This is a genomic window from Microbacterium sp. LMX7-1.2 (assembly GCF_040675935.1).
Classification (GTDB): domain Bacteria; phylum Actinomycetota; class Actinomycetes; order Actinomycetales; family Microbacteriaceae; genus Microbacterium.
Genome location: NZ_JBEGIL010000001.1, coordinates 2916909 through 2942039 on the forward strand (window position 1 = coordinate 2916909; position 25131 = coordinate 2942039).

A 25131-nucleotide genomic window follows, 5' to 3' on the forward strand; every position below is an offset into this window, starting at 1 on the left:
GAGCCGAGACCTCGGAGTCTCGCAGATCGCGTTGTGGGGAGTTCCTCAGATCGCCCTGCGGGAGTCCCTCAGATCGCCTTGCGGAGCGTGTAGCCGCGTGGGGTCGCGACGAACCCGGCCTCCTGCAGCGCGGTCGCGAGCTCGGTGCCGTAGACACCTTCGCCGTTGACCTTCTCGACCGTGAGCGTGTCGAGGCGACGGGCGCGGGAGGTGGCGACGAGGTCGGCGGCGGCCGCCTGGAGGATCTCGCTGTCGTCGGTGAAGCAGAGCACGGTGCGTCCGCCGCGTTCCAGGTACAGCACGAGCGCGCCGTCGACGAGTACGACGAGTCCACCGGCCTTGCGTCCGGGCCGGTGCGAGACGTCGTCGCGGCGCGGCCAGCCCAGAGCCGCGCCATAGGGGTTCGCCGGGTCGGTGGCCGCGAGCGTGACGGCGAGCCGGGGCGGCGGATCGGCGAGACCCGCGAAGGTGCGGAGGCGGTCGACGGTGGCGGAGGCCGCGAACTGCGCGGCGCCGAGCTTCTCGATCACGTAGCCGCGACGGCAGTGACCGGCCTCCTCGAAACCCGCGAGCACGCGGTAGGCCTGCGCGAAGCCTCCGGGAACGCCTTCGGACTGCACGGCGCCGCGGGTCACGACGCCGTAGCGGTCGAGCAGCAGGCCCGCAGTGACGGTCGCGCGGCGCGTGGCATCCGTCTCGATCCCGGGGAGCAGCGACCAGCGCCCGCCGACGGAGGAGGGGCGCGGTGTGGGACGCGCGAGCGACATGCCTCGGTAGGCCCGGGTGCGCGGAGCGCGGCGCGTGACGCGATGCGCCTGCGACCCGCCCGCGAGCAGGGAGCGGATCGGGGCGAACGTGTCGTTCGTGACGCGCCCGGCCCAGGTGAGGTTCCAGAGTGCCTCGAGCACGGACTGCTCGTTCTCGGCGCCGGTCATGTCGCGGAGCTGAGCGGCGAAGTACGCCCCTCCCGCGCCGAGCGCCTCGAGCACGCGGGCCTCGAGCGAGTCCGCGGCGATCTCCGAGTCGGGTTCGGGCAGGGTGAAGGGCGCGAGGTCGGCAGGATGCAGCGAGACCCACCCGTCGCGGCCGGGCAGGGTGCCGTGTCCCGACCAGATGACCTCACCGGCGGCCGTGAGCTCGTCGAGCAGGGCGGGGGAGTAGTCGCGCACCCGCGACGGAAGCACGAGCGACTCCCAGGCGCTCGCGGGGATCGGTACACCTGCGAACTGCTCGATGACCGTGAGCACGCCGTCGATGCCTTCCAACGGACGATGCAGGTGCTGCCAGTCGGGCAGGAACCGCGCATAGGCCTCCGGGGAGACGGGCTCGACGCTGCCGCGGATGGCTGCGAGCGACCGCATCCGCAGCCGCCGCAGCACCTCGGTGTCGCACCACTCGGTCTCGCTGCCCGACCCCGAGGCCTCGGGCAGGAAGTACCCGCTCGTCAGCCGGCCGGAGTGCTCGAGGCGCTGCAGCGTGTGCCGGGCGACCGCGGCGCCGATGCCGAGCCGTGAGGCGAGCGCATCGGTCGTGAACGGACCGTGCGTGCGCGCGTAGCGCGCCACGAGGTCGCCCAGCGGATCGGCCATCGGCTCGAGGAACGCCACAGGGATGCCGGTGGGCAGCGCGGCTCCGAGTGCATCGCGCAGACGTCCGGCGTCTTCGATCGCCGCGATGCGCGTGGTGCCCGCGATCGTCACGGGGATCGCGCGTCGCGCGGCGACGAGGGCGTCGAGATGGGCCGTGGCAGCCTCGATCATCGCACCGGTGTCGGCATCCGTCGCGGTGTCGAGCGCGGTGTCCGTCGTCGTCTCGGTCGCACGTTCCAGACGCAGCGCCACCTCCGCGGCGTCCAGCGGGCCGAGCACGCGCAGCAGGTCGGCCACCCCCTCGAGCCCTCGCGCTCGCCGTTCGGGGTCGAGCCGCTGCACCTCGCGTTCGAACTGCGCGATCACCGCGGGGTCGAGCAGCTCGCGCAGCTCGACCGTGCCGAGCAGCTCGCCGAGGAGCGCCGGATCGACCGAGAGTGCGGCGGCGCGTCGCTCGGCCAGCGGCGAGTCGCCCTCGTACATGAACGCGCCGACGTAGCCGAACAGCAGGTCGCGAGCGTAGGGCGACGGCTGCGAGGGCTGGGTCTCGACGAGCCGGATGCGACGATCGGCGATCGAGGTCGCGAGCCGCCGCAGCGACGGCAGGTCGTAGACGTCCTGCAGTACCTCGCGCAGGGTCTCCAGGATCACCGGGAACGTCGGATGCCGTCGTGCGACTTCGAGCAGCTGCGCGGACCGTTGCCGCTGCTGCCACAGGGGCGTACGGCGGTTGGGGTTGGTGCGGGGCATAAGCAGAGCTCGCGCTGCGCACTCGCGGAACCGGGAGGCGAAGAGCGCGGAGCCGCCGACCTCCTGCGTGACGAGCTGCTCGAGCTCGTCGGGGTCGAACACGAAGAGCTCGGCTCCGGGCGGCTCGGACTCCGCATCCGGCAGGCGGACGATGATGCCGTCGTCGCTCGCGACCGCCGATCCCTCGACGCCCAGGCGCTCCCGCACTCGGGCGTTGATCGCGAGCGCCCACGGCGCATGCACCTTCATGCCGTACGGGGAATGCAGGATCACGCGCCAGTCGCCGACCTCGTCGTGCCCCCGCTCGACCGTGAGCGAGCGATCCGTCGGAAGCGTGCCCGTGGCCTCCCGCTGCTCGGTCAGGTGGGCCATGAGGTTCGCCCGAGCCTGCTCGTCGAGACCGGCCTCGATCAGCCGCTGCGCAGCCTTCTCGGGGGCAGCCGACGACACTTCACGGGAGAACTTCCCGAGTGCCTCACCCAGCTCGAACGGGCGGCCGATGCCGTCGCCGTGCCAGAACGGCACCTTGCCCGGCTGTCCGTAGGCGGGGATCACGTTGACTCGGTCGTGCGTGATCTCGGCGATCCGCCAGCTGGTCGTGCCGAGCGTGAACACGTCTCCCACCCGCGACTCGTAGACCATCTCCTCGTCGAGCTCGCCGACCCGCGCGCCCGTGGACTCTCCTGCGACGAAGACGCCGAACAGCCCGCGGTCGGGGATGGTGCCGCCGCTCGTGACCGCGATGCGCTGCGCGCCGGGCCGACCCGTCAGCGTTCCGGCATCCCGGTCCCAGACGAGCCGAGGGCGCAGCTCGGCGAACTCGTCGGAGGGGAAGCGCCCGGCAAGGAGGTCGAGCGTCGCCTCGTACGCCGAACGGGGGAGCGACTGGAACGGTGCGGACCGTCGCACGGTCTCGAACCACTCCTCGACGCTGATCGCCCCGAGCGCGCTGGCCGCGACCGTCTGCTGAGCCAGGATGTCGAGCGGGTTGCGGGGCACCTGGATCGCCTCGATCTTGCCCGCCAGCATCCGCTCGGTCACGATCGCCGTGTGCAGCACGTCCCCGCGGTGCTTGGGGAACAGCGCAGCGCGGCTGATCTCGCCGACCTGGTGGCCCGCCCGGCCCACACGCTGCAGGCCGGAGGCGGCGGAGGGCGGGGCCTCGACCTGGATCACGAGGTCGACCGCGCCCATGTCGATGCCGAGTTCGAGGCTGCTCGTCGCGACCACGCAGCGGAGGACCCCGGACTTCAGCTCCTCCTCGACCTGGGCGCGCTGCTCCTTCGACACCGAGCCGTGATGGGCCTTCGCGAGCACGGGATCGGCGCCCGCCGTGGCCCCGGCCTGCGCCATCATCGACGCCGGCACGGTCTGGTCGGGGAGGGGGACGCCGATGCGTTCGGAGTAGATCTCGTTGAGCCGGCCGGTCAGTCGCTCGGCCAGTCGGCGGGAGTTCGAGAACACGATCGTGGAGTTGTTCTGCAGGATGCGGTCGACGATCGCCTCCTCCACGTGCGGCCACACCGAGCCCGTGACCTCGGTGTACTCGGCGGCATCCTCGTCGGCGGTCGTGGTGGAGGCCCCGGGCGGCGGGGGCGGGTTGGTCATGTCGTCCATCGGCACGACCACCCCGAGCTCGAAGGTCTTCGAGGCGGGTGGGGCGACGATCTCGACGGGGGCCGCGCCGCCGAGGAAGCGCGCGACCTCGTCGATCGGTCGCACGGTCGCCGACAGGCCGATGCGCTGCGCCGGCTGCTCGTGCCCGTGCGCTGCGCGCAGCGCGTCGAGCCGTTCGAGGCTCACCGCGAGGTGCGCTCCGCGCTTGGTCGCCGCGACCGCGTGCACCTCGTCGATGATGACGGTGTGCACGTCGCGCAGCGTGTCCCCGGCACGGCTCGTGAGCATGAGGTACAGCGACTCGGGCGTCGTGATGAGGATGTCGGGCGGATCCGACACGAGCTTGCGCCGATCGCTCGACGTCGTGTCGCCGGAGCGGACCCCGACCGTCACCGCCGGTGCCGGCATGTCCAGCCGCCGGGCGGACTGACCGATCCCGATCAACGGGGAACGCAGGTTGCGCTCGACGTCGACGCCCAGCGCCTTGAGCGGAGAGATGTAGAGGATGCGGGTGCGCGACGCCTCGGCATCCTTCTTCGCCTTCCTCTCCTTCTCGCCGGCGACGGCTCCCGCGGCGATGCGCTCGCGGAACACACTGTCGATCGCCCAGAGGAACGCCGAGAGCGTCTTGCCCGATCCGGTCGGAGCGACCACGAGCGCGTGCTTGCCCTGCGAGATCGCCTCCCACGCGCCGGCCTGCGCGGGCGTGGGCGCGGTGAACGCACCCCGGAACCAGTCCTGCGTGGCCGGGGTGAAGCGCTCGAGGACGTCACCCATCCCTCCATCATCGCGGGTGCCGCCGACATCGGGTTCCGGATTGTCCGAGGTCGGGAGCATGCTGTAGGCATGGCCGCGCACACCACGAACTACCGCACCACGTTCATCGAGGTCGCCGAGGACTGCCCGGTCGATCATGCCGAAGAACCGCCCACCGGCGAGAAGCCGACGATCGCCGCGCTGCACTACCGGCTGATCGCCGAGCAGCCCTACGGTCGCACGTCCGACGACGTGATCTTCACGACCCACGCGCTGCGCCAGGGCATCGACCCCGACGACGCCGCCGCGCGCGAGGCGTTCTTCGCAAAGGGACAGCCGTGCCTGCGGTCCTCGCCGCTCGGCAAGCGCTACGGCTGGGGACTCGACCACGACGAGGAGGGACGCGTCGCTCTGGTGCCGCGCGAGTCCGAGGAGTACACGCTCCGCGCCGCCGACCCCGCGGTTGCCCACACGAGGGCGATGCGGAGCCGGCGGGCCTGAGGGTCAGTCCACCTGCCGCAGCATCCCCTCGCCGTCGATCTCGAGCGTGAGGTCGAGGTCGAGCCGGGAGAGGAACGCGTCGTCGTGACTCACCACGAGCACCGCGCCCCGATACGCGCGCAGCGCCTCCACGAGCTGGTCGACCGTGTCGATGTCGAGGTTGTTCGTCGGCTCGTCGAGCAGCACCAGGTGCGGCGGCGGGTCCGACAGCAGCAGCTTCGCGAGCGCCACCCGGAACCGTTCGCCGCCCGACAACGCGGACACCGGCCGGTCGGCGGTCGCCCCGCGGATCAGGAACCGCGCCAGGCGGTTGCGTAGCTCCTTCTCGGGAACGTGCGGCGCGGCATCCGCGATGTTCTCGAACACCGACCGCGTCTCGTCGAGCCCGTCGACCCGTTGGGGCAGGTAGCCGATCCGATCCGTCAGCGGCAGCGCGGTCGCCACCTGCGGTCGTCCACAACTCCGGAGATCCGCGCCGCCAGCGGCGGTTCCCGGCGACTCCGACCCCCCGGCGCCCGGCTCTCCGGAGTTGTCGAGCCCCGGGTGCACCAACCGCTCCAGCAGCGTCGTCTTGCCGGCGCCGTTGCGTCCGATCAGCGCGACCCGCTCCGGGCCCTGCACGACCCAGGTGCGCTCGCCGTCGCCGAGTTCGGCGATGCGGCGGCCGGGCGACACCTGCGGGTCCGGCAGCTCGATCTTCATCGAGGCGTCGGAGCGGATGCGGCGTCCCGCGTCGTCGAGCGCCGCCCGCGCGGCATCCTCCTTACCGGCGACCTCGGTACGCAGCCGACCGGCTGACACCTCGGCGGCACCGCGCCGCCCGTGTGCGATGATCTTCGGCACCCGCTTCTCGATCTCGGCCTTCTTCGCCGTGCGCGCACGGTGTGCGAGCTTGACCTCGGCCTCGATGCGCTGACGCTTCTCCTTGCGGAACTCCTGTCTGGCGGTCGCCTCGGCCTGGCGCGCGGCGTCCTGTTCGGCATCCAACCAGGCGCGCCATTCGGAGTACGGTCCGCCGAACACGCTCAGCGTCTGGGCGTAGAGCTCGGCCGTGTCGTCCATGAGCTCGAGCAGCGACAGGTCGTGGCTCACGACGATCAGTGTGCCCTTCCAGGCGCGCACCATCGCCGCGAGCGCGGCCCGTGCGTCCCGATCGAGGTTGTTCGTCGGCTCGTCCAGCAGGGTGATCGGCGCACGTCGCAGACGGATGCCGGCGATCGCGACGAGCACGGCCTCGCCGCCCGACAGCTCTCCGACGCGACGGTCGAGGAAGTCGGGGGCGAGTCCGGCCTCGGCCAGCGCCACTTCGGCGCGCGCCTCGATGTCCCAGTCGTCGCCGACCGTGTCGAAGTGCGCGGGGTCGACGTCGCCCGCCGTGATCGCACGTACGGCGTCGAGCGTCTCGGCGACGCCCAGTAGCTCCGCCACTCGACGATCCACGTCGAGCGTGAGCTGCTGCGGCAGGTACGCGACCTCGCCCGTCGTCGACAGGACGCCGGACGTCGGGGCGAGCTCGCCGGCCATGAGGCGCAGCAGCGTGGACTTGCCGGCGCCGTTGCGGCCGACGAGGCCGGTGCGCCCCGTGCCGAACGATCCGGATACGGCATCGAGGGCCGTGGAGCCGTCCGGCCAGATGAGGCTTACGCGGTCGAGCGTGACGGAGGAATGGAGGGTGGGGGTGGTCATGGGGTCTCCTGTCGAGTGCGAGGGTGCACTGACACCGATCGCCCGGGTCCCCGCAATCGGGGACCGCAAGAAGCGGATGCCGTCAGAAAGACGGCGGGCGGTGGTCGGCCGTGGAACAGGCGTCGTCGGGTCAGCGCGCGGATGAGAGAGCGCGAGGGCGACGATTCAGATCAAAGGACTTCCAGACACGGCGGACAGGACCTGACGACCATACCCGGGCGTGTCGGTCTGCGCAACCGCCCGGGCGTGTCGCAGGCTCCGTCGTGCGGGGGATGCCGCCGCCGGTCGCCTTCCGTACGGTGGAGTCATGGCAGACCGCGAACCGAGTCCTCAAGAGATGCGCGCCCGGATGGGGTTGGGTGCGGGGATCGCGATCGGCATGGGGGTGGGCGTCGCTCTCGGAGTCACCTTCGACAACATGATCGTCGGGATCAGCATCGGCCTCGTGATCGGCCTCTCGCTGTCTGTCGCGCTGAGTCGGGCGCCGTGGCGGCGGGACAAGCGGATGCCGGGCGATGAGAGCCTGCCCGGAGACGAGCTCGACCAGGATCCGGACGACCCTCGCGACATCGGCGGCCCCGGCGCGCGGTAGCGGTCAGCCTGTGGCGACGCGTTCCAGCCAGCGCGCGAGGAAGGCGTGGACGTCGCCGAGCTCCTCCTCGGAGATGCTGTGCGTGAGGCCAGTGTAGACGCGGCCCGACAGCTCGGAGTGCCCGGGCAGCCAGTCGGCGGTGTGCACGACGAGTGCCTCGGGGATCACATCGTCGTGCGTGCCGCGACCCCAGAAGACGTGCGGGCGGAGCTCGGCGAGCTCCTCGTCGCGGGGTAGGTCCCCGGGCGCGACATAGCCGCTCAGCGCCACGACCGCCCCGACGCGGCCGGGGTCGAGACGTAGCGCCTGCAAGGCCACGGCAGCGCCCTGGGAGAAGCCGAGGAAGGCGACGGATGCGGCATCCGCTGCATCCTCGTCGAGCCAGCGCAGGAACGCCTCGGCCGCGACCGTCACACTCGCCGAGCTGCGGCCGTCGAGACCTTCGATGGGGTACCAGGAGCGGCCGGGCATGGGCCACGGGGGAGCGAGCGGTGCGGCGACGGCGGCCACCGCGATGCCCTCGGGCAGGTAGGGCACGAGTCCGAATAGGTCGTGCTCGTCGGCGCCGTAGCCGTGCAGCAGCACGAGCAGCGGCATCCCGCTGCGCTCGCCGGTCGACCAGCGTGTGAGGGCGCCGTCGATTCTCAGTTCCTCGCTCACGTCTCCATCCTGCCAGGGGCCGCCGACACCCGATCCGCCCGGAGCCGTATGCCGGTCGTCGCTGTCGACGCGCAGGTGCGGCTGGTAGAAAGGACACATGGCCGTCCGCACACCCGATCCCGATCCTGAGCCCGACGACGGCATCGGCGGTTTCGGCGATGCGCAACCGCCCGCGCCGGACGGCAACCCCGGCTGGCTCAGCGAGTTCGAGCTCGAGGAAGCGCGTCGTCGCCTGCCGATGCTCTACGTCGAGGCGATCCCGGTGCGCACCGACGGTTCCGGGCAGGTCACCGAGATCGGCATCCTGCTCCGCTCCACGCCGCTGGGCGAGATGACCCGCACGATCGTGTCGGGTCGCGTCCGCTTCGGCGAGACGATCCGCGATGCGCTCTTCCGGCACGTCGAGAACGACCTCGGACCCATGGCGTTCCCGCTGCTGCCGGCGTCGCCGTTGCCGTTCACGGTCGCGGAGTACTTCCCGCTGCCCGGCGTGAGCGCGTACCACGACGACAGGCAGCACGCCGTGTCGCTGGCGTTCGTCGTTCCGGTCACAGGCACGTGCGAACCGCGTCAGGACGCGCTCGAGGTCACCTGGTTCACCCCCGAGGCCGCCGCCTCCGATGCGGTCGCCGCCGAGATGGAGGGTGGGCGCGGCACGCTCATCCGCCTCGCGCTCGCCAACCTCGGCCTTCTGCGCTGATCGGTGTTGCCGGCCGACGCCCTCGCCTTCTCACGCCGACGCTCCTGCTCGTAGGCCTCCCGCTCGCCGACGCCCCTGCTCGTAAGCCTCCCGCTCGCCGACGCCCCTGTTGGTCGCCGACGCCCCTGCTCAGGTACGTCGTCCAGCAGGGGCGTGGGTGACCAGGCGGGGCGTCGGCGAGCGGACCGCCGCAGAGCAGCGCGGACGGAGAGCGCTCAGGCGGAGCTCAGGCGGAGGTGAGCCGCGCGAGCGCGGCGACGAACTGGTCGACGTCGGACTCCTCGGTGTCGAAGCCGCACATCCAGCGGACCTCGCGCCGAGCGGCATCCCAGTCGTAGAAGCGGAAGCTCTCGCGCAGCCGATCCGCGACGCCCTCGGGCAGAGTGGCGAACACGCCGTTCGACTGCGTGGGCTGCGTGAACTCCACGCCGCGGATGGCGCCGTCCGCGATCCCGGCCTCGATCGAGCCGCGCAGGCGCTGGGCCATGGCGTTCGCGTGTCGGGCGTTGCGCAGCCAGAGGTCGCCCTCGAGCAGTGCGATGAGCTGAGCGGACACGAACCGCATCTTCGACGACAGCTGCATGTTGAACTTGCGCGAGTATGTGAGGCCGGTCGACGCCTCGGGGTTCAGCACGACGATGGCCTCGCCCAGCATCGCCCCGTTCTTTGTGCCCCCGAAGCTCAACACGTCGACGCCGGCGTCGCGGGTGAATGCGCGCAGCGGCAGGTCGAGCGCGGCCGCGGCGTTCGAGATCCGGGCGCCGTCCAGGTGCAGTCGCATGCCGTGCTCGTGCGCGTGGTCGGCGAGTGTACGGATCTCGTCGACCGAGTAGAGGGTGCCGAGTTCGGTGGACTGCGTGATCGAGACGACGAGCGGCTGCGCGCGATGCTCGTCGCCCCAGCCCCAGGCCTCGCGGTCGACGAGCTCGGGCGTGAGCTTGCCGTCGTCTGTGGGGACGGCGAGGATCTTGAACCCGCCGATGCGCTCGGGGGCGCCGCCCTCGTCGACGTTGATGTGGGCGGTGGATGCGGCGATCACGGCGCCCCAGCGGGGGAGCATCGACTGGATGCCGGTGACGTTCGCGCCCGTGCCGTTGAACACCGGGAACGCCTGGACGCCCTCGCCGAAGTGGTCGCGGAACACCTCCTGCAGACGCTCGGTGTAGGCGTCCTCTCCGTACGCGATCTGGTGTCCGCCGTTCGCCCGGGCGATCGCCTCGAGCACCTCGGGGTGCACACCGGAGTAGTTGTCGCTCGCGAAGCCGCGGATCGCGGGGTCATGCTGAATGCTCACCGGTCAAGCCTAATCCGCGGACGCCCTACCGGATGTCGGAGGCACCCCCTACCCTCGGACCCATGGAACGCACCCCGGCGAAGACGGCCTTCGCGAACGTTCTCGTCAACACGCTGATCGCCAACGTGACGACGAGCTTCCTGTGGTTCGCGCTCACGTTCTGGGTCTACATCGAGACGCAGTCGGTGCTCGCGACGGGCATCATCGGCGGCGCCTACATGCTGTTCATCGCCTTCTTCGCGATGATCTTCGGCACGATCGTCGATCGTCATCGCAAGCACACCGTCATGCTGTTGTCGAGCGTCGTCTCGGCTGTGGCGTTCCTCCTCGCCGGCATCCTCTACGTCTGGCAGCCGGAGTCGGCGATCCTCGACCTGGGCGGGCCGTGGTTCTGGGCGTTCTCGATCCTCATCCTGTTCGGCGGCGTGATCGAGCAGATGCGCAACATCGCGCTCTCGACGACGGTCACCCTGCTCGTGCCCGAGGAGCGGCGGGCGAACGCGAACGGACTCGTCGGCACGGTGCAGGGACTCGCGTTCCTCGTGACGAGCGTGTTCTCCGGACTGTCCATCGGGTTCCTCGGCATGGGCTGGACCCTGGGCATCGCGATCGCGGCGATGGTGCTGACCTTCGTGCACCTGCTGTTCATCCGCATCCCGGAGGGCACCCCGGCGCCCGACCCCGAGGCTTCGAGTGCCCTCGACTTCCGCGGCAGCGTCGCGGCGATCCGCCTCGCGCCCGGACTCTTCGCGCTGATCGTCTTCTCGACGTTCAACAACCTGATCGGCGGCGTCTACATGGCGCTCATGGATCCCTACGGGCTCACGCTCTTCGACGCGCAGACCTGGGGCTTCGCCCTCGCCTTCGCCTCCACCGGGTTCTTGATCGGCGGCGGCCTCGTGGCCAAGTTCGGCCTCGGCAAGAAACCCATGCGCACGCTGCTGCTCGTCGTGATCGCGATGGGACTGCTCGGGGCGGTGTTCATGCTGCGCGAGTGGTGGCCGCTGTACGTGGTCGGGATGTGGATCTATATGGCGCTGGTGCCTCCCGCCGAGGCGGCGGAGCAGACCGTGATCCAGAAGGTCGTGCGCTTCGACCGGCAGGGGCGCGTGTTCGGCGTCGCCGCCGCGATGGAGGCCGCGGCGGCTCCGGTGACCGCGTTCCTGATCGCTCCTATTGCGGAGTTCATGGTGATCCCCTACATGAAGACCAGCGCCGGACGGCAGCAGTGGGGCTGGTTGCTCGGCGAGGGCGATGCGCGGGGCATCGCCCTGATCTGCCTGTTCGCGGGTCTCGTGATGGTGGTCGTCGGAACGCTCGCGTTCTTCACGAAGTCCTACCGCAAGCTCACCGATCTCTACGCGAACGCGCCGGAGCAGGAGCTGCCCGGTGGGGAGGCGGATTCCGGGGGAGTGGACGCGCCGGCCGCCGAGACGGGCCCGGACACGGATGCAGAGGGCCCGAGCGGATCCGCGCTCGAGGCTCCCGCCCCGGTGCGCGGCCTCCCGCCGGAGGTCCCCGACGCTCGCCGATGATCCCGCCGCGGGACACGACGCCGGCCGCCGATCATCGCGGTACCGTGCCCGTGCCCGTGCCCGTGCCCGTGCCGCCCGTGCCGCAGGGCGCTGAGCGCGTCAGTCGTCGAGCAGGCGAATCTGATCGTTGAACGCGGCGGCGTCCTCATCCCACAGCGCCGAGATGCGCGGCGCGAGCGAAGACGGGTTCAGGGCTTTCGCGCGGAAGATCACGGATGCCGCGCGCAGCGGCTCTCCGGCATCCCGTGCCGCCTTCGCATACCCCTGGGCCACCGCCCGCGCCCACGCCTCGCTCGCGGCCTTGACCGCCGCGTAGTTCGCCCCGCCGGCGAGCGGACGCCCAACCGCGGTCGACGACACGATCGCGAAGCGCCCGGCCTCCGCCGAACGCAGCAGCGGGTCGAACGCGCGACTCGTCGCCCGCACGGCCTCGAACGCGGGCAGGAGTGCCGCGAAGTCCTCGTCCGACTGTCCCGCGAGCCCGCCGCCACCGCGCCATCCGCCGACCAACGGGACCACGGCGTCGACCGTGTCCAGACGGGCGGCGAGAGCGGTCATAGCATCGAGCGACGTGGCGTCCGCTACCGCGACCTCCGCGCCGAGTTCGCGCAGAGGTGCGAGTCGGTCGGCGGAGCGCCCGGTCGCGACGACGCGCGCGCCCGCGGCGACCAGGGCCGAGGTCAGGGCGATGCCGGATGGGCTCGTGGCCCCGGCCAGGACGATCGTGCGGTGTGCGACGCTCATGTGCTCAACTCTCGCGCATCAGAACGACTTCTGCGGCCACTGCCCCCTGGAGTGGCCGCAGAGATCGCGCCCGGCCGCAGAACGTCGACCGGACTCCCCAGAAACCACGCTCGGATCAGTCGTCCTCGCCGCGGATGCCGACGGTCGACTCGATGACCGGCTTCATCTTCTTGTCGAGGGTCTCGAAGAACATCGACAGCGGGAACTCGTCGTCCATCACGGCATCCGTGTACCCCTTGGGAGCACCGGCGAGGATCTCGTCCGACAATCCGCGGGCCCACTGCGACGCCGGGTGCGGCGTGAGCGTGCCGCGCACCAGTTCGTACGCCGCGAGCCAGTGGGCCACCTTCGGGCGGTCGATCGAGTGCCAGTACAGGTCGTCGATCGCGTCGCCGAGAGCGACGACGGCATCCGGCACGGCGTCCCAGTCGAACGCGAGGGCGGTGTCGGTCCAGTGCAGCACGCCGCGCTGGTGCAGCCACGCGAACAGGAGCTGTCCGCCGACCGCGTCGTAGTTGCGCACCCGCGTGCCGGTGATCGCGAAGCGGAAGATCCGGTCGAAGATCACGGCGTACTGCACGAGACCGGCGTGGTCGTGCATCTCGCGCTCGGCGTCGGTGAGCTCCTCTCCGGCATCCATGCGGGCCGCGAGGGCGCGCTCGATCTTCACCGACTCGCGGAACGCGGTCATGTCGCAGCGCATCTCCTCGAGCGAGTAGAGGAAGAACGGCATCCGCTGCTTGATCATGAACGGGTCGAACGGCAGGTCGCCGCGCATGTGCGTGCGGTCGTGGATGATGTCCCACATCACGAAGGCGCGCTCCGTGAGGGCCTGGTCGTCGAGCATCGTCGCGGCGCGCTCCGGCAGGTCGAGGTTCGTGATCTCGGCGGCCGCGCGGGTGACCCGGCGGTAGCGGGCGGCCTCGCGGTCCTGGAAGATCGCGCCCCACGTGAACGAAGGGATCTCGCGCATCGCGACGGTCTCGGGGAACAGCACGGCCGAGTTCGTGTCGTAGCCGGGGGTGAAGTCCACGAGGCGCAGCGAGACGAACAGCTTGTTGCCGTAGTCGCCGGCTTCGAGCGCGGCGATGAACTCCGGCCAGATCGTCTCGACGATCAGCGCCTCGACGAGGCGGTCGCTCGAGCCGTTCTGCGTGTACATCGGGAACACGACGAGGTGACGGATGCCGTCGACGCGGTGCTGCTGCGGCTGGAAGGCCAGCAGCGAGTCGAGGAAATCGGGCACGCCGAAGCCCTCCGAGACCCAGCGCTCAAAGTCCACCACGGACGCCGCGAGGTAGTCGGCGTCGTGCGGGAAGGCCGGGGCCAGCGCGCGGATCGACGCCGTGATCGCGGACACGAGGTCACGCGCGGCGGCGTGGTGCGCGGCATCCGGGATCGAGCCGTCCTTGATCTGCATCTCGCGGATCGCGATCGCGGCGTCCTTGAGCTGCGCCCACGCGGCGCTCTGCTCGGCGATCGACGCGTCCTCGACGACCTCGGGTTCGCCGACGATGGCCTGAGAGTTCAGGGTGGGAGTGGACATGGAACCTCCGATCGCGGTAGTTGCAGGAAATATTCCGGTCAATGCGGAATCCTGACGATAATCTTACATCCATGGATGATGCTGTCGACCGATCGATCCTCGCCGCGATCTCCCGTGACGGACGGGCGACCCTCGCCCAGCTGTCCGAGGCCGTCGGCCTGTCCGTCTCCGCCGTGCAGTCCCGGTTGCGTCGCCTCGAGACCCGCGGGGTGATCACCGGCTACCGTGCCGTGCTCGACCCCGAGCAGGTCGGCGCACCGCTGTCGGCATTCATCGAGATCACGCCGCTCGACCCGGCCCAGCCCGACGACGCTCCGGATCGCCTGGAGCACCTCAGCGCGATCGAGGCATGCCACTCGATCGCGGGCGACGCGAGCTACATGCTGTTCGTGCGCGTCGCGACGCCCCGCGATCTCGAGGAGCTCGTGCGCGACATACGCCTCGCCGCGAACGTCAACACCCGCACGACCGTGGTGCTGCAGACCTACTACGAGCACCGACCGATCGTCACCGTCGGCGAGGGGTAGTGGCCGCGGGACGCGAAGCGATACCGTGATCGATGTCCCTCGATGTCAGGAGCATGCATGTCCTTCCAGGCCTACCTCGACAAGGTCGAGTCCCAGACCGGTCTCACCCCGCGGCAGTTCATCGAGCTCGCGAAGGAGCAGGGGTTCGACGAGACCACGAAATCGACCGTCGTGCTGAACTGGCTCAAGCAGGAGTACAGCCTCGGACACGGGCACGCACAGGCCATGGTGCATGTGATCCTCAAGGGCCCGAAGATCAGCGACAAGCATGTCGGCACGGGCGGGGCGCACGGCGACAAGTCCGACACGCTCTGGCTCGACGGCAAGGACTCCAACCCGAATCCCTGACCGGCCGGGAGAGACGCGGCCAGTAGGATTCCCTGCGTGGCAGCATCCTCCCAGCGCAAGAAGAACACCAAGTCCCGGCGGACCGCGCCGCACGCGAGCGGCAACCCGGCCAAGCGTCCGGTCGTGGAGGCAGGGCCTGTCACGGCACGCGACTGGATCGGCGCCGCGCGCCTGCGCACGCTGCCCCTCGCCGTCGCCCCGGTCGTGATCGGCACGGGCGCTGCTCGGAGCACCGGTCCCGAGTTCCACTGGGTGATCGCGCTCGCCTGCCTCGCGGTCGCGGTGCTGCTGCAGATCGGCGTGAACTTCACGAACGACTACAGCGACGGCATCCGCGGCACCGACGCCGTGCGCGTGGGACCCGCCCGCCTCACCGCCTCCGGACGGGTGAAGCCGCGCACCGTGCTGATCATCGGACTCGTGTTCTTCGCGCTCGCCGCCGCCGTGGGCATCGCGATCGTCGTGCGCACCGGCCAGTGGTGGATGCTGGCGGTCGGCGCCGCCTGCATCGTCGCGGCCTGGTTCTACACCGGCGGCAAGCGCCCCTACGGCTATTTCGGACTCGGCGAGGTCTTCGTCTTCGTGTTCTTCGGCCTCGTCGCCACCCTCGGCACGACCTGGGTGCAGGTCTTCGAACTCCCGCAGCAGGCCTGGCTCGGTGCCATCGCGGCCGGTCTGTTCGCGTGCGCCGTGCTGCTCGCTAACAACCTCCGCGACATCGACCAGGACCGCCTCGTCGGCAAGCGCACGCTCACGGTGCTGATCGGCCGGCGCGCCACGCAGGTGCTGTTCACGCTGTTCGTGCTCGCGCCCTTCGGCATCCTCGCGTTCCTCGCGCTGCTGTATCCGATCGGATGGATCGGACTCCTCGCGCTGCTCGCGGGAGGCCCGGCGATCCTCATCGTCTGGACGTACCGTGAGGCCAAGGAGCTGGTGATCGCGTTGGCGCTCACCTCGCTGACCGCGCTGCTCTACGCGGGTGCGCTGTTCTGGGCGTTCGCCGGCTGACGGCGGGCACGACTTCGGAGTCGAGAGCCGACACGCCGTCCCCAGAACGAAGGTCCCGGCGTGTCGTCGAGGGAGTCCGCAGCTGTGCCCGGCCCGCCCAGATTCGACAACCCAGTGACCGGGGTCGGCGGCGCGGTCAGCGACCGGGGTGGTCGGCGTCGTCCGCGTCGATGGCCGCGTCCTCGGCATCCGCGTCCGCGCGCTCTCCCGCGGAGCGGCTGTCGCGTCGCTCCTGGATCCGCGCGGACGCGTCGGTGAGCGGTGCGCGCAGGAACAGCATCGAGATGCTCACGCCGATCAGGGCGGCGAAGACCGCGGCGAGCCACCAGAACTCCCGGAAGATCGGGAAGAAGAACCAGAGGATCGCGAGCGGGACGAGGAACGCCAGCAGCCGGAGCACGGTGTAGACGAGGAGGGGTGCGGGCTTCTTCACGCTCCCAGTCTACGTTCGCGCGCTGAGCAGCGAGCTGAGCGCCCGGACGCGGACGGCAGCCGTCAGAGCCCCAGCGCGCCGAGCGGGATGCCGCGCACGACGCGCTTCCACGGGTGCTCGCCCAGCGTCCACAGCAGCCGCGCCTCGGGGTCGAGGGCGAGGTCCTCGCAGCCGACTGGCAGCGGGATGCGGCTCGGTGTCAGAGCATCCCGAGCGCCGGTCCAAAGGGTCCCGGGCCGCAGATGGTCGGACTGCGAGACGAAGTGCCGGTCGCCCCAGCGCACGGCCCCCTGCATGCGGGGGATGCCGGGGGAGAAGCGCTCCCGCTCGACGAAGCCGCCGTCGTCCTCGGGTAGGTCGAACTCCGCGATGCGTCCCGTGTCGTCGGGCTTGTACTCGCCGATCAGCACGCGGTCCACCGGCATCCCGTCAGCGTCGATCACGCGTCCGAGGTACGAGCAGCGCAGATCGATCGGATGCACGCGGGTGCGCACCGCGACGAGAGCGCTCACGCGCGGCCCGCGCCCCGAGGATCCTGCCACGCGCCGCGCCTCGGCGCCGTGCACACGCCGGATGCGCGACAGGTCGAACTCCCAGATCCCCTTGCCGGTCGCCGCGACGAACAGGCGGTCGTCGAACCAGGCGATCCCACCCGCGTGGATGGGCGCCGGCTGCAGCCCTCCGTCGTCCTCGACGGCGAGCAGCACGTCGAGATGCCGCGACCGCTCCAGGTCGACGAGGGCCACCCGGGAGGCGAGGTGGTGCCCGTCGAGACGCTGCCGGAACCAGCTGACGGCGAGCGTGCGGCGGCCGTGCCACTCGCCCACGTCGACGCCCTGCGGGTACCAGCGACGAGTCCACGACCGCGCGGTCAGCCAGCGCAGGTCGACCGCGGTGCGCGTCTTCTGCCGCACCGGGCGCCACGTGGTTCCGAACGGCCAGAGCATGCCCTCCATCGTGGTCGATCGCGTCGGATCACGCGAACCCGAGGTGCGGGGCGTCCGGCGAGTCACCCCGCGTTCACCTGCCGGTCGCCGGTCGGCAACGAGCGCCTGACACCATGCCGGGACCGTCCACCCCGGGAGACCCGTGCGCACACCCCTCGTCACCGTCATCCTTCCTGCGAAGGACGCCGGTGCCTATATCGGCACGACGCTCGAGACGCTGACCCGCCAGTTCGACGATCCGACGGCGCTGCAACTCGTCGCGATCGACGACGGCTCCCGCGACGACACCGGCGCGATCATGCGCAGCTACGCGGAGCGGATGCCGCGGGCGACCGTGATCGCGAACCCCCGGCCGCAGGGCCTCGCGACCGCCCGCAACCAGGGCCTCGCGCACGTCGAGGGGGAGGCGTTCACGTTCCTCGACGGCGACGACTGGATGCAGCCGCAGCGACTGGACGTGCTCGCGCGCCGTCTGCGCGACCTCGACTGCGATCTCGTGCGCACCGACCACGTCACGGTCAGAGGGAGCGCCCGAGCGCTCGTGCGGGCGCCGTTCGCCTGGCGCGAGACCGCGGCCTCTCCCCGCGAGGCGATCCTGCCGGAGGACGAGTCGACCATGGTCGACTATCCCTTCGCCTGGGCGGGGCTGCTGCACCGTCGCGTGCTCGACCAGGGGCTCGCGGACTTCACCCCCGGTCTGTTCACGGCCGAGGATCGCCCGTGGATCTGGCGCCTGCACCTGAACGCCCGCTCGTTCGCGGTGGTCGACGCTCCCGCGCTGTTGTACCGGCGGGGGGTCTCGACCTCGCTCACGCAGGTGCGTGACCGGCGGCAGCTCGACTTCGTGAGGGCGATGGGCGAAGTGCTCGACATCGTCGGCGCGGATGCCGAGGCCGAACGCTTCCTGCCCAAGGCGGTGTGGAGCGTGCTGGCGCTGAGCTCCCGGCACCTCGTGCGCGCTCGCCGCATGACGCCGGGGCTCCGCGCGGAGATGCGTTCCGGCATCCGGCAGCTGCTCGGTCGTCTGCCGCAGGCCGAATCGTCCGAGGTGCTGCGCCGCCTCGACGGTCCGCGTCGACGGGTGCTCGCACCGCTCCTGCGCACCGTGGGGCGTGCCGCGTGACCCAGCTCTTCGCCCTGCACAGCGCCTACGGTCTCGCGACCGCCGCCGCCGCGATCGACGGCGGTCTGCTCGGCGCGCACGGCGACCGCCTGCTCGTGCCCTTCGTATCGGCGCGCGTGCCCGAGACCACGGTCGGCATCGCGGCGGAACCCGCTCTCGCCCGTCTACGTGCGCGCTTCGACCGGATCGAGGACCTCGACGCGCTGCTCGGGCCGCTGCATCCGAGCGGCTGGACGCCCGAGCCGGCGGAACTGCCGGTGCTGGAGCGTCTGCTCACCCGCGCGTGGGATCTCGATCCCGACGACCTGGAGCTGCTCGTGCAGAGCCCGCAGGTGGCCCCGACGCGCACGCTCATGACCCTGTTCCCCCGGGCGCGCCTCACGATCATCGGCGACGGCCTCATGACCTACTCGCCGATGAGGGTGCGGATGCCGCACACGGTGACCGCGCGGATCGGACGCGTCGTGCACGCCGACGTGGTGCCGGGAGTCGCGCCGCTCGTGGGCGCGCCGCACGCCGAGGCCGTGCCCGTGGCGCCGGAGCTGTTCCGTCGGGCGCTTCTGGATGCGGTCCCGAGCGATCCCGACGCCGCCGTGCCCGGCCCCGTCGACGGTCCGACGGTTCTCGTGCTCGGCCAGTACCTCGCGGCGCTCGGTCTCCTCACGGCCGCCGAGGAGGTCGCGCTGCAGGTCGACATGATCGACCGCGCCCTGCGGCACGCCCCGCGGCGCATCGTCTTCAAGCCGCACCCGGCCGCCCCGCCGCGGGTGACCGCTGCGCTGCGGGAGCGCGCCGTGTTCCACGACATCGAGTTCGTCGAGTACCGGGGAGCGCTGTCGGCCGAACTGCTCGCCGAACGACTCGACGCGCGGATGGTGGTCGCCGGGTTCTCGACCGCTCTGCCGACCGTGCGCGCCCTGTTCGGCCGCGACATCGACGCGGTCGGGACGGATGCCCTGCTGCGGCGTCTCACGCCCTACGAGAACAGCAACCGCATCCCGGCCACGATCGTCGACGTGCTCACCCGTCCGGACTCCCCGTACCGGGAGCCGGCCCAGCTGCAGCTGCTGATCGACGCGGTGGGCTACGCGATGCAGCCCGTGGTCGCCGGTCACCTGCGCGAGCGGGCGGAGCGGCTGCTCGCCGGCATCCGTCCTGCCGATCGGGATCGGTACTTCTCCGCGGAGCGCCTGACCGAGCTGCGCCTGCCGGGAGCCCCGGAGCAGAGCCTCGTGCAGCGGGCGATCCGTCCCGCCGGGGGAATCGGGCGCGTGGAGGAGCTCAAGCTCACGGCGCTCGGAGCGAGGCGGCGGGTGGGGCGCGCGTGGCGTGCTCTGCGTGGGCGTTGATGCGCGTGACGAGAGAAGACGGACGAGAGGACACCGCATGACGACGGTCGCGATCATCCCCGCTCGCGGCGGCTCCAAGGGAGTGCCGCGCAAGAACGTGCAGCGGGTCGGCGGTGTGCCGCTCGTCGAACGGGCCGTGCGCACCGCGCTCGCCGCCGAGGGGGTCGACCTGGTGGCGGTGTCGACCGACGACGCCGAGATCGCCGCGGTCGCGAGCTCAGTCGGCGCCGTCGTCATCCGTCGTCCGGAGGAGATTTCGGGCGACACCGCGTCCTCCGAGAGCGCGATCCTGCATGCCATGCACGAGCTCGACGCGGCCGGACACGACATCGACGTCGTCGCGTTCCTGCAGGCGACGTCGCCGTTCATCCCCTCCGACGCCCTGTCTTCCGCCGTGCGCGAGGTGCGGGAGGACCGCGCCGACAGCGTGTTCTCGGCGTTCGAGACCTACGGATTCCTGTGGGCGCGCACGGGCGACGACGCAGCCGTCGCACTCAATCACGAGGCAGGACATCGCCCCCGTCGGCAGGACCGCGAGCCGCACTATCTCGAGACCGGGGCGTTCTACGTCTTCGGGGCCGAGGGCTTCCGCGCAGCGCAGCACCGGTTCTTCGGGCGCATCCGCATCGCCGAGGTGCCGGAGTGGACGGCGATCGAGATCGACGACGCCCAGCAGCTGGAGATCGCCCGCGCGCTCGCCGCCCTGCACGAGTCGCCCGCCCGCATCCGCGTGCAGGCCGTCGTGACCGATTTCGACGGCGTGCACACCGACGACACCGCGAGCGTGGACGCCGACGGGGTCGAGCGCGTGCGCGTCAGCCGTGAGGACGGCATGGGCGTCGCGCTGCTGCGACGCTCCGGCATCCCCATGCTCATCCTCTCGACCGAGGTGAACGCGGTCGTGCGCGCCCGGGCCGAGAAGCTCAAGGTGCCGGTGCTGCACGGGATCGACGACAAGGAATCCGCGCTGCGCGGATGGGCCGAGGAGAACGGCCTCGCCCTCGCCGAGATCGCCTACCTCGGCAACGACGTGAACGACCTGCCTGCGATGCGGATCGTGGGCTGGCCGATCGCCGTCGCCGACGCGCACCCGCGCGTGCGCGCCGAGGCGCGTGTCGTGCTCTCCCGTCGCGGCGGTCACGGCGCCGTGCGCGAGCTGATCGAACGGGTGTTGCCGGGCTGACCTGTGCCTGACGGGTGCCGGTAACCGTCCTGTCGCACGCAGTTCACCCTCGGCGCGTACCCAGGGGAGTAGGCCATTTCGACGACCGGAGGAATCATGACTGTCAGCATCGGATCGCGTGTCATCGGAGGCGGCCGCCCCGCCTACGTCATCGCGGAGATCGGCCTCAACCACAACGGCGACGTCGAGATCGCCAAACGGCTCATCGACGTCGCGGCGAAGGCGGGAGCCGACGCCGTGAAGTTCCAGAAGCGCACTCCGGAGATCTCCACCCCCGAGCACATGCGCGACGTCCAGCGCGAGACGCCCTGGGGCACGATGACCTACTTCGAGTACCGGCACCGCATCGAGTTCGGCCGCGACGAGTACATCGCGATCGGCGACCACGCCACGATGCTCGGACTCGACTGGTTCGCCTCGCCGTGGGACGTGCCGAGCGTCGACTTCCTCGAGGACCTGAACGTTGTCGCGCACAAGGTCGCCTCCGCGAGCCTGACGGACACCGAGCTGCTCCTCGCACTGCGCGAGACCGGGAAGCCCGTCATCCTGTCGACCGGCATGTCGACGATGGAGCAGATCGATCGCGCGCTCGACACCCTGGGCACCGACCGCGTCGTGCTCATGCACGCGACCTCCACCTACCCCCTGGAGCCCGACGAGGCCAACCTGCGCATGATCGCCACGCTGCGCGACCGCTACGCCGGGGTTCCGGTGGGCTACTCGGGGCATGAGCGCGGCCTGCAGATCTCGCTCGCGGCCGTCGCGCTCGGCGCCGTCGCCGTCGAGCGCCACATCACGCTCGACCGCACGATGTGGGGCTCCGACCACGCGGCATCCCTCGAGCCCACCGGTCTCGAGCACCTCGTGCGCGACATCCGCGTGATCGAGTCCGCGCTGGGCGACGGCGTGAAGCACGTGTTCGACAGCGAACGCGCCCCCATGGCGAAGCTCCGCCGCGTCACCGCATGAGCATGAGCACGCGGGCAGGGCAGCCGCTGCGGGTCGTGGCGATCGCCGACGCCGACTCGTTCGTGAAGTGGTCGGCGTCACTGCTCGGCGGTGTGCCCGGCATCCGGCCTCACCTGCTGCTCGTGCAGACGCCCCTCACCGCGAGCGTCGAGCAGCAGCGCACCGCGCTCGCCGGGACCGGGATGCCGGAATCCGCCGTCACGCGGCTGACCTTCGCCGAGACCGCGGGGTGGCTCGAGGGTCAGCGTCCCGACGTCGTGCTGCTCGCCGGACGAGGTCCGTTCGTGCGGCTGCTCGGTCGCGTGATCGACCGCCTGTCACGGCGTCCCGTGGTGGTGGCCGGCCTCCCCGGCATGGCGATCCCCGCGCAGCGCGGAGCGCTCGACTACCGTCGGCACGCCGACCTGCTCGTGGTGCACTCGCACCGGGAGGAACGCGCGTTCGCGGAACTCGGGCGTCGCATCGCGGTGACGCTGCCGACCGCGCTCGCGACGCTGCCGTTCGCGCGACCCCGGTCCCGCATGCTCGCGCCCGACCGGGCCAGGGTGCTCGCGGGCCCGACCGTGCCGGGCGCGACGGCGACACTGCTCGCCGAGCGTCCCGATCGCGCCGGGGACACGGAACCACGAGCCGTGCGCGCGCCCGCGACCGACATCGTGTTCGCAGCTCAGGCGCTCGTGCCGACGGGTCGGGAGGAGCGGTCCGAGATCGCTGCGACACTCGTGCGCGCAGCCGAGGCGGACCCGCGACGGCGCGTCGTGGTCAAGCTGCGCTCGCGTCCGGGGGAATCGGAGACGCACCTCGAACGCGACCCGTACCTCGAACTGCTGCCCGCACGGCGTCCGGAGAACCTCGTCGTCTCCTACGACTCGATGGCGCAGGCGCTGTCCACCGCCGCGGGCCTCGTGACCGTGAGCTCCACCGCCGCGGTCGAGGCCGTGGCGCTCGGCGTCCCCGTGATCGCGCTGGACTCCTTCGGCGTGAGCAAGGGGCTCCTGAACACGGTGTTCGTCGGCAGCGGTCTGCTCGGGGGACGCAGCGAGGTCGTGGCCGGCCGGTTCCGGCATCCGCACCCTGACTGGCTGCGCGACAACTACTTCCACCCGGCAGGGGAGTCGACGTGGTGGAACCGGGTGGAGGAGCTCGTGGCGCTGCGGCGCACGGGCGCCCTGCCCGCACGGACCGTCCCCGCACCGCGCGGCGGATCGATGCATGAGGCCTGGCACCGCGCGAGCGTGCTCGGGCGGGAGGACCGGTCGCTGCGCGGCGCGGCGGCTCTGGCGCTCGGCGTGCCGGCGACCGCGGCGATCTCCCGCCTGCGACGCGGCCGGACGTCCGCCGAGGGCGGCACCTGGGCCGACGCCTCGACGGACTTCACGCTCGAGCCGAACCCGTTCCACGACTCGATCCGGCGCTGAGCAGAGGGGTCGTGCCGGCGTCAGCTGCTGCGGCGGATGGCCCGCACCCCGACCACGAGACCGGCGACCGCGACCGCGAGGGCGGCGACCCAGCCCCACAGCACCGTGATGTCGCCCAGGTCGCCGGCGAACAGCGCGCGCTCGGCCTGCACGACCCAGTTCACGGGGTTGACGGTGGCGACAGCCCGCATCCATGCCGGGCCGTCATCGAGCGGCAGCAGCATCCCCGAGAGGATCAGCAGCGGGAAGATGAGCGACTGCTGCACGCCCCAGAACAACCACTCGCGGTCCTTGGTGGCCAGGGCGAGCGAGTACGACAGGGCCCCCAGCCCCACGCCGAAGACCGCGAGCAGCGCGAGGCCGATCAGCAGCCCCGGCACATGGATCGCGAACCCGAACGGCCACGCGATGAGCACGATCACCAGGGCCTGCACGACGATCGGGGCGATCTCCTTCAGGGCGCGCCCGATGAGAAGCGACGAGCGCGCGAGCGGTGCCACGAGGGTACGCTCGTGCGAGCCGGTCATCATCTCGTACTGCAGGTTCGATCCGGTCGCCCCCGTGCCGAACAGCACGATCATGACGAGCACACCGGGCACGAACCAGGCGAGGGTCTCTCCCGTCGGCTGCCCCGACCCGCCTACGAGGAGCGGCGCGAAGAGTCCGAGGAAGACGAGCGGCTGTAGCAGGCTGAAGATCAGCGTGAACGGATCCCTCAGCACGGGCTTCAGTTCACGCATGAGCACGTTGCGGGTGTCGCGGGCGAGGTTCGGCCGCACGAGGGTGTCGGTGGTGATGCTCATGAGAGGGCTCCTGTCTTGTCGGATTCGGTGGCGTCGGAGGGATCGGATGCCGAGGAGTCCCCTTCGCCCGCTTCGCGCAGCGTGCGCCCGGTGAGGGCGAGGAACACGTCGTCCAGCGTGGGCGGCACACCGGTCGCCCGGCGCACGAGGATGCCCGCGGCGTCGAGCTCCCGCACGATCCGCGGCAGCAGGCGGTCGCCGTCGGGTGCTGCGAGACTCACCGCGTCCTCCTCGAGCGTCACCTCGGTCGCGGCGAGCCGGGCGATCACGGGGCGCGCGGCCGCGGCATCCGCCTCGGTCGCGAAGCCGAACGTCAGCACGTCTCCGGCGAGGGTGGCCTTGAGCGACGCGGCGTCGTCGTCGGCGATGATGCGCCCCTTGTCCATGACCATGACCCGTTCGGCGTAGCGATCGGCCTCCTCCAGGTAGTGGGTGGTGAGGAAGACGGTCGTCCCGTGCTGCGTGCGCAGATCGAGGATGTGCTCCCAGAGGTTCGCTCGGCTCTGCGGGTCGAGACCCGTCGAGGGCTCGTCGAGGAAGATGAGCGGCGGTGCGTGCATGAGCCCGAGAGCGATGTCGAGGCGGCGCTTCTGACCGCCGCTGAGCTGCTGCACCGTGCGGGTCGCGAACGACCCGAGGTCGAGCGAGCCGATCAGCTCGTCGGCGCGACGGATGCTGTCGCGTCGCGACATGCCGTAGAAGGCGCCCTGACTGAGAAGCTCGTCACGCACGCGCTGCGAGAAGCTGCCGCTGGTGAGCTGGCCGACGTAGCCGATCCGGGCGCGCACGCCCGCTGCATCCGAGCGGATGTCGTGCCCGACCACTCGGGCTGTCCCCGCGGTCGGCGGGATCAGGGTGGTCAGCATCCGCAGACTCGTCGACTTACCCGCGCCGTTGGGCCCGAGGAACGCGACGAGCTCGCCGCGCTCCGCGATGAAGGAGAGGTCGGTCACAGCCTCGACCGATGACTTCTTGACGGTGAAGACCTTGGTCAGGCCCTCGGTTTCGATGATGGGTTCGTTCGCCATGCCTCGACGGTAGGAGGCAACCAGG

Annotated in this window: 22 protein-coding genes; 12 read left to right on the forward strand and 10 right to left on the reverse strand. The window is 71.1% G+C overall.

The annotated features are described in order from the left end of the window. Window positions 1–68: 68 nt before the first annotated feature. Complete coding sequence (locus tag MRBLMX7_RS14275) at window positions 69–4733, reverse strand: ATP-dependent helicase (protein WP_363369466.1); 4665 nt, start codon at window positions 4731–4733, stop codon at window positions 69–71. 69 nt (window positions 4734–4802) lie between these two features. Between MRBLMX7_RS14275 and MRBLMX7_RS14280 the strand changes: the two genes are divergently transcribed. Further along, window positions 4803–5213, forward strand: coding sequence for a DUF6157 family protein (locus MRBLMX7_RS14280; protein ID WP_363369468.1), 411 nt, complete (start codon window positions 4803–4805; stop codon window positions 5211–5213). A 3-nt stretch (window positions 5214–5216) separates the two neighbouring features. On the opposite strand, the gene MRBLMX7_RS14285 is transcribed toward MRBLMX7_RS14280, so the two are convergent. Beyond that, on the reverse strand, window positions 5217–6899 hold the full coding sequence (locus MRBLMX7_RS14285) for an ABC-F family ATP-binding cassette domain-containing protein (RefSeq protein ID WP_363369470.1): 1683 nt from the start codon (window positions 6897–6899) through the stop codon (window positions 5217–5219). A 307-nt stretch (window positions 6900–7206) separates the two neighbouring features. On the opposite strand from MRBLMX7_RS14285, the gene MRBLMX7_RS14290 reads away from it, so the two are divergent. Further along, complete coding sequence (locus MRBLMX7_RS14290; RefSeq protein ID WP_363369471.1) at window positions 7207–7491, forward strand: hypothetical protein; 285 nt, start codon at window positions 7207–7209, stop codon at window positions 7489–7491. Window positions 7492–7494: 3 nt separating this feature from the next. Here MRBLMX7_RS14290 and MRBLMX7_RS14295 read toward each other — a convergent pair whose 3' ends face one another. Then, complete coding sequence (locus tag MRBLMX7_RS14295) at window positions 7495–8151, reverse strand: alpha/beta hydrolase (protein WP_363369473.1); 657 nt, start codon at window positions 8149–8151, stop codon at window positions 7495–7497. A 97-nt stretch (window positions 8152–8248) separates the two neighbouring features. On the opposite strand from MRBLMX7_RS14295, the gene MRBLMX7_RS14300 reads away from it, so the two are divergent. Further along, on the forward strand, window positions 8249–8851 hold the full coding sequence (locus MRBLMX7_RS14300; RefSeq protein ID WP_050722452.1) for an NUDIX hydrolase family protein: 603 nt from the start codon (window positions 8249–8251) through the stop codon (window positions 8849–8851). Window positions 8852–9077: 226 nt separating this feature from the next. On the opposite strand, the gene MRBLMX7_RS14305 is transcribed toward MRBLMX7_RS14300, so the two are convergent. Beyond that, window positions 9078–10145 carry a threonine aldolase family protein gene (locus MRBLMX7_RS14305; protein ID WP_363369476.1) on the reverse strand — a complete coding sequence of 356 codons (1068 nt, stop codon included), beginning with the start codon at window positions 10143–10145 and terminating at the stop codon, window positions 9078–9080. A 62-nt stretch (window positions 10146–10207) separates the two neighbouring features. Between MRBLMX7_RS14305 and MRBLMX7_RS14310 the strand changes: the two genes are divergently transcribed. Then, on the forward strand, window positions 10208–11680 hold the full coding sequence (locus tag MRBLMX7_RS14310) for an MFS transporter (RefSeq protein ID WP_363369478.1): 1473 nt from the start codon (window positions 10208–10210) through the stop codon (window positions 11678–11680). Between the two features lie 99 nt (window positions 11681–11779). On the opposite strand, the gene MRBLMX7_RS14315 is transcribed toward MRBLMX7_RS14310, so the two are convergent. Beyond that, on the reverse strand, window positions 11780–12424 hold the full coding sequence (locus MRBLMX7_RS14315; RefSeq protein ID WP_363369480.1) for an SDR family oxidoreductase: 645 nt from the start codon (window positions 12422–12424) through the stop codon (window positions 11780–11782). Window positions 12425–12539: 115 nt separating this feature from the next. Next, window positions 12540–13970, reverse strand: coding sequence for a DUF6421 family protein (locus MRBLMX7_RS14320; RefSeq protein ID WP_363369482.1), 1431 nt, complete (start codon window positions 13968–13970; stop codon window positions 12540–12542). Window positions 13971–14041: 71 nt separating this feature from the next. Here MRBLMX7_RS14320 and MRBLMX7_RS14325 point away from each other — a divergent pair, with 71 nt between their 5' ends. Genes MRBLMX7_RS14325 through MRBLMX7_RS14335 form a run of 3 tightly spaced genes read left to right on the forward strand, consistent with a single transcriptional unit; the run spans window position 14042 to window position 15853 of the window. Continuing rightward, a complete protein-coding gene (locus MRBLMX7_RS14325) occupies window positions 14042–14497 on the forward strand; it encodes an Lrp/AsnC family transcriptional regulator (RefSeq protein WP_050722457.1) in 456 nt (151 codons plus the stop codon). A gap of 57 nt (window positions 14498–14554) precedes the next feature. Then, the gene (locus tag MRBLMX7_RS14330; protein WP_363369484.1) at window positions 14555–14845 is read left to right on the forward strand and encodes a DUF4287 domain-containing protein; all 291 of its coding nucleotides are present in this window, start codon (window positions 14555–14557) and stop codon (window positions 14843–14845) included. A 36-nt stretch (window positions 14846–14881) separates the two neighbouring features. Continuing rightward, a complete protein-coding gene (locus MRBLMX7_RS14335) occupies window positions 14882–15853 on the forward strand; it encodes a 1,4-dihydroxy-2-naphthoate polyprenyltransferase (RefSeq protein WP_363369486.1) in 972 nt (323 codons plus the stop codon). Window positions 15854–15989: 136 nt separating this feature from the next. Here MRBLMX7_RS14335 and MRBLMX7_RS14340 read toward each other — a convergent pair whose 3' ends face one another. Together MRBLMX7_RS14340 and MRBLMX7_RS14345 are read right to left on the reverse strand one after the other, a co-directional pair. Further along, window positions 15990–16286 (reverse strand): DUF4229 domain-containing protein, encoded by a 297-nt coding sequence (locus tag MRBLMX7_RS14340; protein WP_363369487.1) that lies wholly within the window; start codon window positions 16284–16286, stop codon window positions 15990–15992. Window positions 16287–16348: 62 nt separating this feature from the next. Then, entirely contained in the window at window positions 16349–17233 is an 885-nt protein-coding gene (locus tag MRBLMX7_RS14345; protein ID WP_363369489.1) for a hypothetical protein, read from the reverse strand. A 142-nt stretch (window positions 17234–17375) separates the two neighbouring features. Here MRBLMX7_RS14345 and MRBLMX7_RS14350 point away from each other — a divergent pair, with 142 nt between their 5' ends. From MRBLMX7_RS14350 to MRBLMX7_RS14370, 5 genes are all read left to right on the forward strand, one after another. Next, on the forward strand, window positions 17376–18356 hold the full coding sequence (locus MRBLMX7_RS14350; RefSeq protein ID WP_363369491.1) for a glycosyltransferase family 2 protein: 981 nt from the start codon (window positions 17376–17378) through the stop codon (window positions 18354–18356). Next, on the forward strand, window positions 18353–19705 hold the full coding sequence (locus tag MRBLMX7_RS14355; protein WP_363369493.1) for a polysialyltransferase family glycosyltransferase: 1353 nt from the start codon (window positions 18353–18355) through the stop codon (window positions 19703–19705). Before MRBLMX7_RS14350 ends, MRBLMX7_RS14355 begins: the two co-directional genes overlap by 4 nt. 37 nt (window positions 19706–19742) lie before the next feature. After that, window positions 19743–20888 carry an acylneuraminate cytidylyltransferase gene (locus MRBLMX7_RS14360; RefSeq protein ID WP_363369495.1) on the forward strand — a complete coding sequence of 382 codons (1146 nt, stop codon included), beginning with the start codon at window positions 19743–19745 and terminating at the stop codon, window positions 20886–20888. Window positions 20889–20984: 96 nt separating this feature from the next. Beyond that, window positions 20985–21857: an N-acetylneuraminate synthase family protein gene (locus MRBLMX7_RS14365; RefSeq protein WP_363369497.1), complete on the forward strand. Its 873-nt coding sequence runs from the start codon at window positions 20985–20987 to the stop codon at window positions 21855–21857. Then, window positions 21854–23275: a DUF6716 putative glycosyltransferase gene (locus MRBLMX7_RS14370; RefSeq protein WP_363369499.1), complete on the forward strand. Its 1422-nt coding sequence runs from the start codon at window positions 21854–21856 to the stop codon at window positions 23273–23275. Before MRBLMX7_RS14365 ends, MRBLMX7_RS14370 begins: the two co-directional genes overlap by 4 nt. A 20-nt stretch (window positions 23276–23295) precedes the next feature. Here MRBLMX7_RS14370 and MRBLMX7_RS14375 read toward each other — a convergent pair whose 3' ends face one another. Continuing rightward, window positions 23296–24078, reverse strand: coding sequence for an ABC transporter permease (locus tag MRBLMX7_RS14375; protein ID WP_363369501.1), 783 nt, complete (start codon window positions 24076–24078; stop codon window positions 23296–23298). Further along, window positions 24075–25106 (reverse strand): ATP-binding cassette domain-containing protein, encoded by a 1032-nt coding sequence (locus tag MRBLMX7_RS14380; RefSeq protein WP_363369503.1) that lies wholly within the window; start codon window positions 25104–25106, stop codon window positions 24075–24077. Before MRBLMX7_RS14380 ends, MRBLMX7_RS14375 begins: the two co-directional genes overlap by 4 nt. Window positions 25107–25131 lie beyond the last annotated feature (25 nt).

What these genes read in the sequence shown, in the direction of transcription:
- MRBLMX7_RS14315 (WP_363369480.1), bottom strand. Translation starts at nt 12,424, where the DNA reads ATGAGCGTCGCACACCGCACGATCGTCCTGGCCGGGGCCACGAGCCCA.
- MRBLMX7_RS14360 (WP_363369495.1), top strand. Translation starts at nt 19,743, where the DNA reads ATGACGACGGTCGCGATCATCCCCGCTCGCGGCGGCTCCAAGGGAGTG.
- MRBLMX7_RS14365 (WP_363369497.1), top strand. Translation starts at nt 20,985, where the DNA reads ATGACTGTCAGCATCGGATCGCGTGTCATCGGAGGCGGCCGCCCCGCC.
- MRBLMX7_RS14380 (WP_363369503.1), bottom strand. Translation starts at nt 25,106, where the DNA reads ATGGCGAACGAACCCATCATCGAAACCGAGGGCCTGACCAAGGTCTTC.
- MRBLMX7_RS14285 (WP_363369470.1), bottom strand. Translation starts at nt 6,899, where the DNA reads ATGACCACCCCCACCCTCCATTCCTCCGTCACGCTCGACCGCGTAAGC.
- MRBLMX7_RS14275 (WP_363369466.1), bottom strand. Translation starts at nt 4,733, where the DNA reads ATGGGTGACGTCCTCGAGCGCTTCACCCCGGCCACGCAGGACTGGTTC.
- MRBLMX7_RS14330 (WP_363369484.1), top strand. Translation starts at nt 14,555, where the DNA reads ATGTCCTTCCAGGCCTACCTCGACAAGGTCGAGTCCCAGACCGGTCTC.
- MRBLMX7_RS14320 (WP_363369482.1), bottom strand. Translation starts at nt 13,970, where the DNA reads ATGTCCACTCCCACCCTGAACTCTCAGGCCATCGTCGGCGAACCCGAG.
- MRBLMX7_RS14280 (WP_363369468.1), top strand. Translation starts at nt 4,803, where the DNA reads ATGGCCGCGCACACCACGAACTACCGCACCACGTTCATCGAGGTCGCC.
- MRBLMX7_RS14370 (WP_363369499.1), top strand. Translation starts at nt 21,854, where the DNA reads ATGAGCATGAGCACGCGGGCAGGGCAGCCGCTGCGGGTCGTGGCGATC.
- MRBLMX7_RS14375 (WP_363369501.1), bottom strand. Translation starts at nt 24,078, where the DNA reads ATGAGCATCACCACCGACACCCTCGTGCGGCCGAACCTCGCCCGCGAC.
- MRBLMX7_RS14345 (WP_363369489.1), bottom strand. Translation starts at nt 17,233, where the DNA reads ATGCTCTGGCCGTTCGGAACCACGTGGCGCCCGGTGCGGCAGAAGACG.
- MRBLMX7_RS14310 (WP_363369478.1), top strand. Translation starts at nt 10,208, where the DNA reads ATGGAACGCACCCCGGCGAAGACGGCCTTCGCGAACGTTCTCGTCAAC.
- MRBLMX7_RS14300 (WP_050722452.1), top strand. Translation starts at nt 8,249, where the DNA reads ATGGCCGTCCGCACACCCGATCCCGATCCTGAGCCCGACGACGGCATC.
- MRBLMX7_RS14325 (WP_050722457.1), top strand. Translation starts at nt 14,042, where the DNA reads ATGGATGATGCTGTCGACCGATCGATCCTCGCCGCGATCTCCCGTGAC.
- MRBLMX7_RS14290 (WP_363369471.1), top strand. Translation starts at nt 7,207, where the DNA reads ATGGCAGACCGCGAACCGAGTCCTCAAGAGATGCGCGCCCGGATGGGG.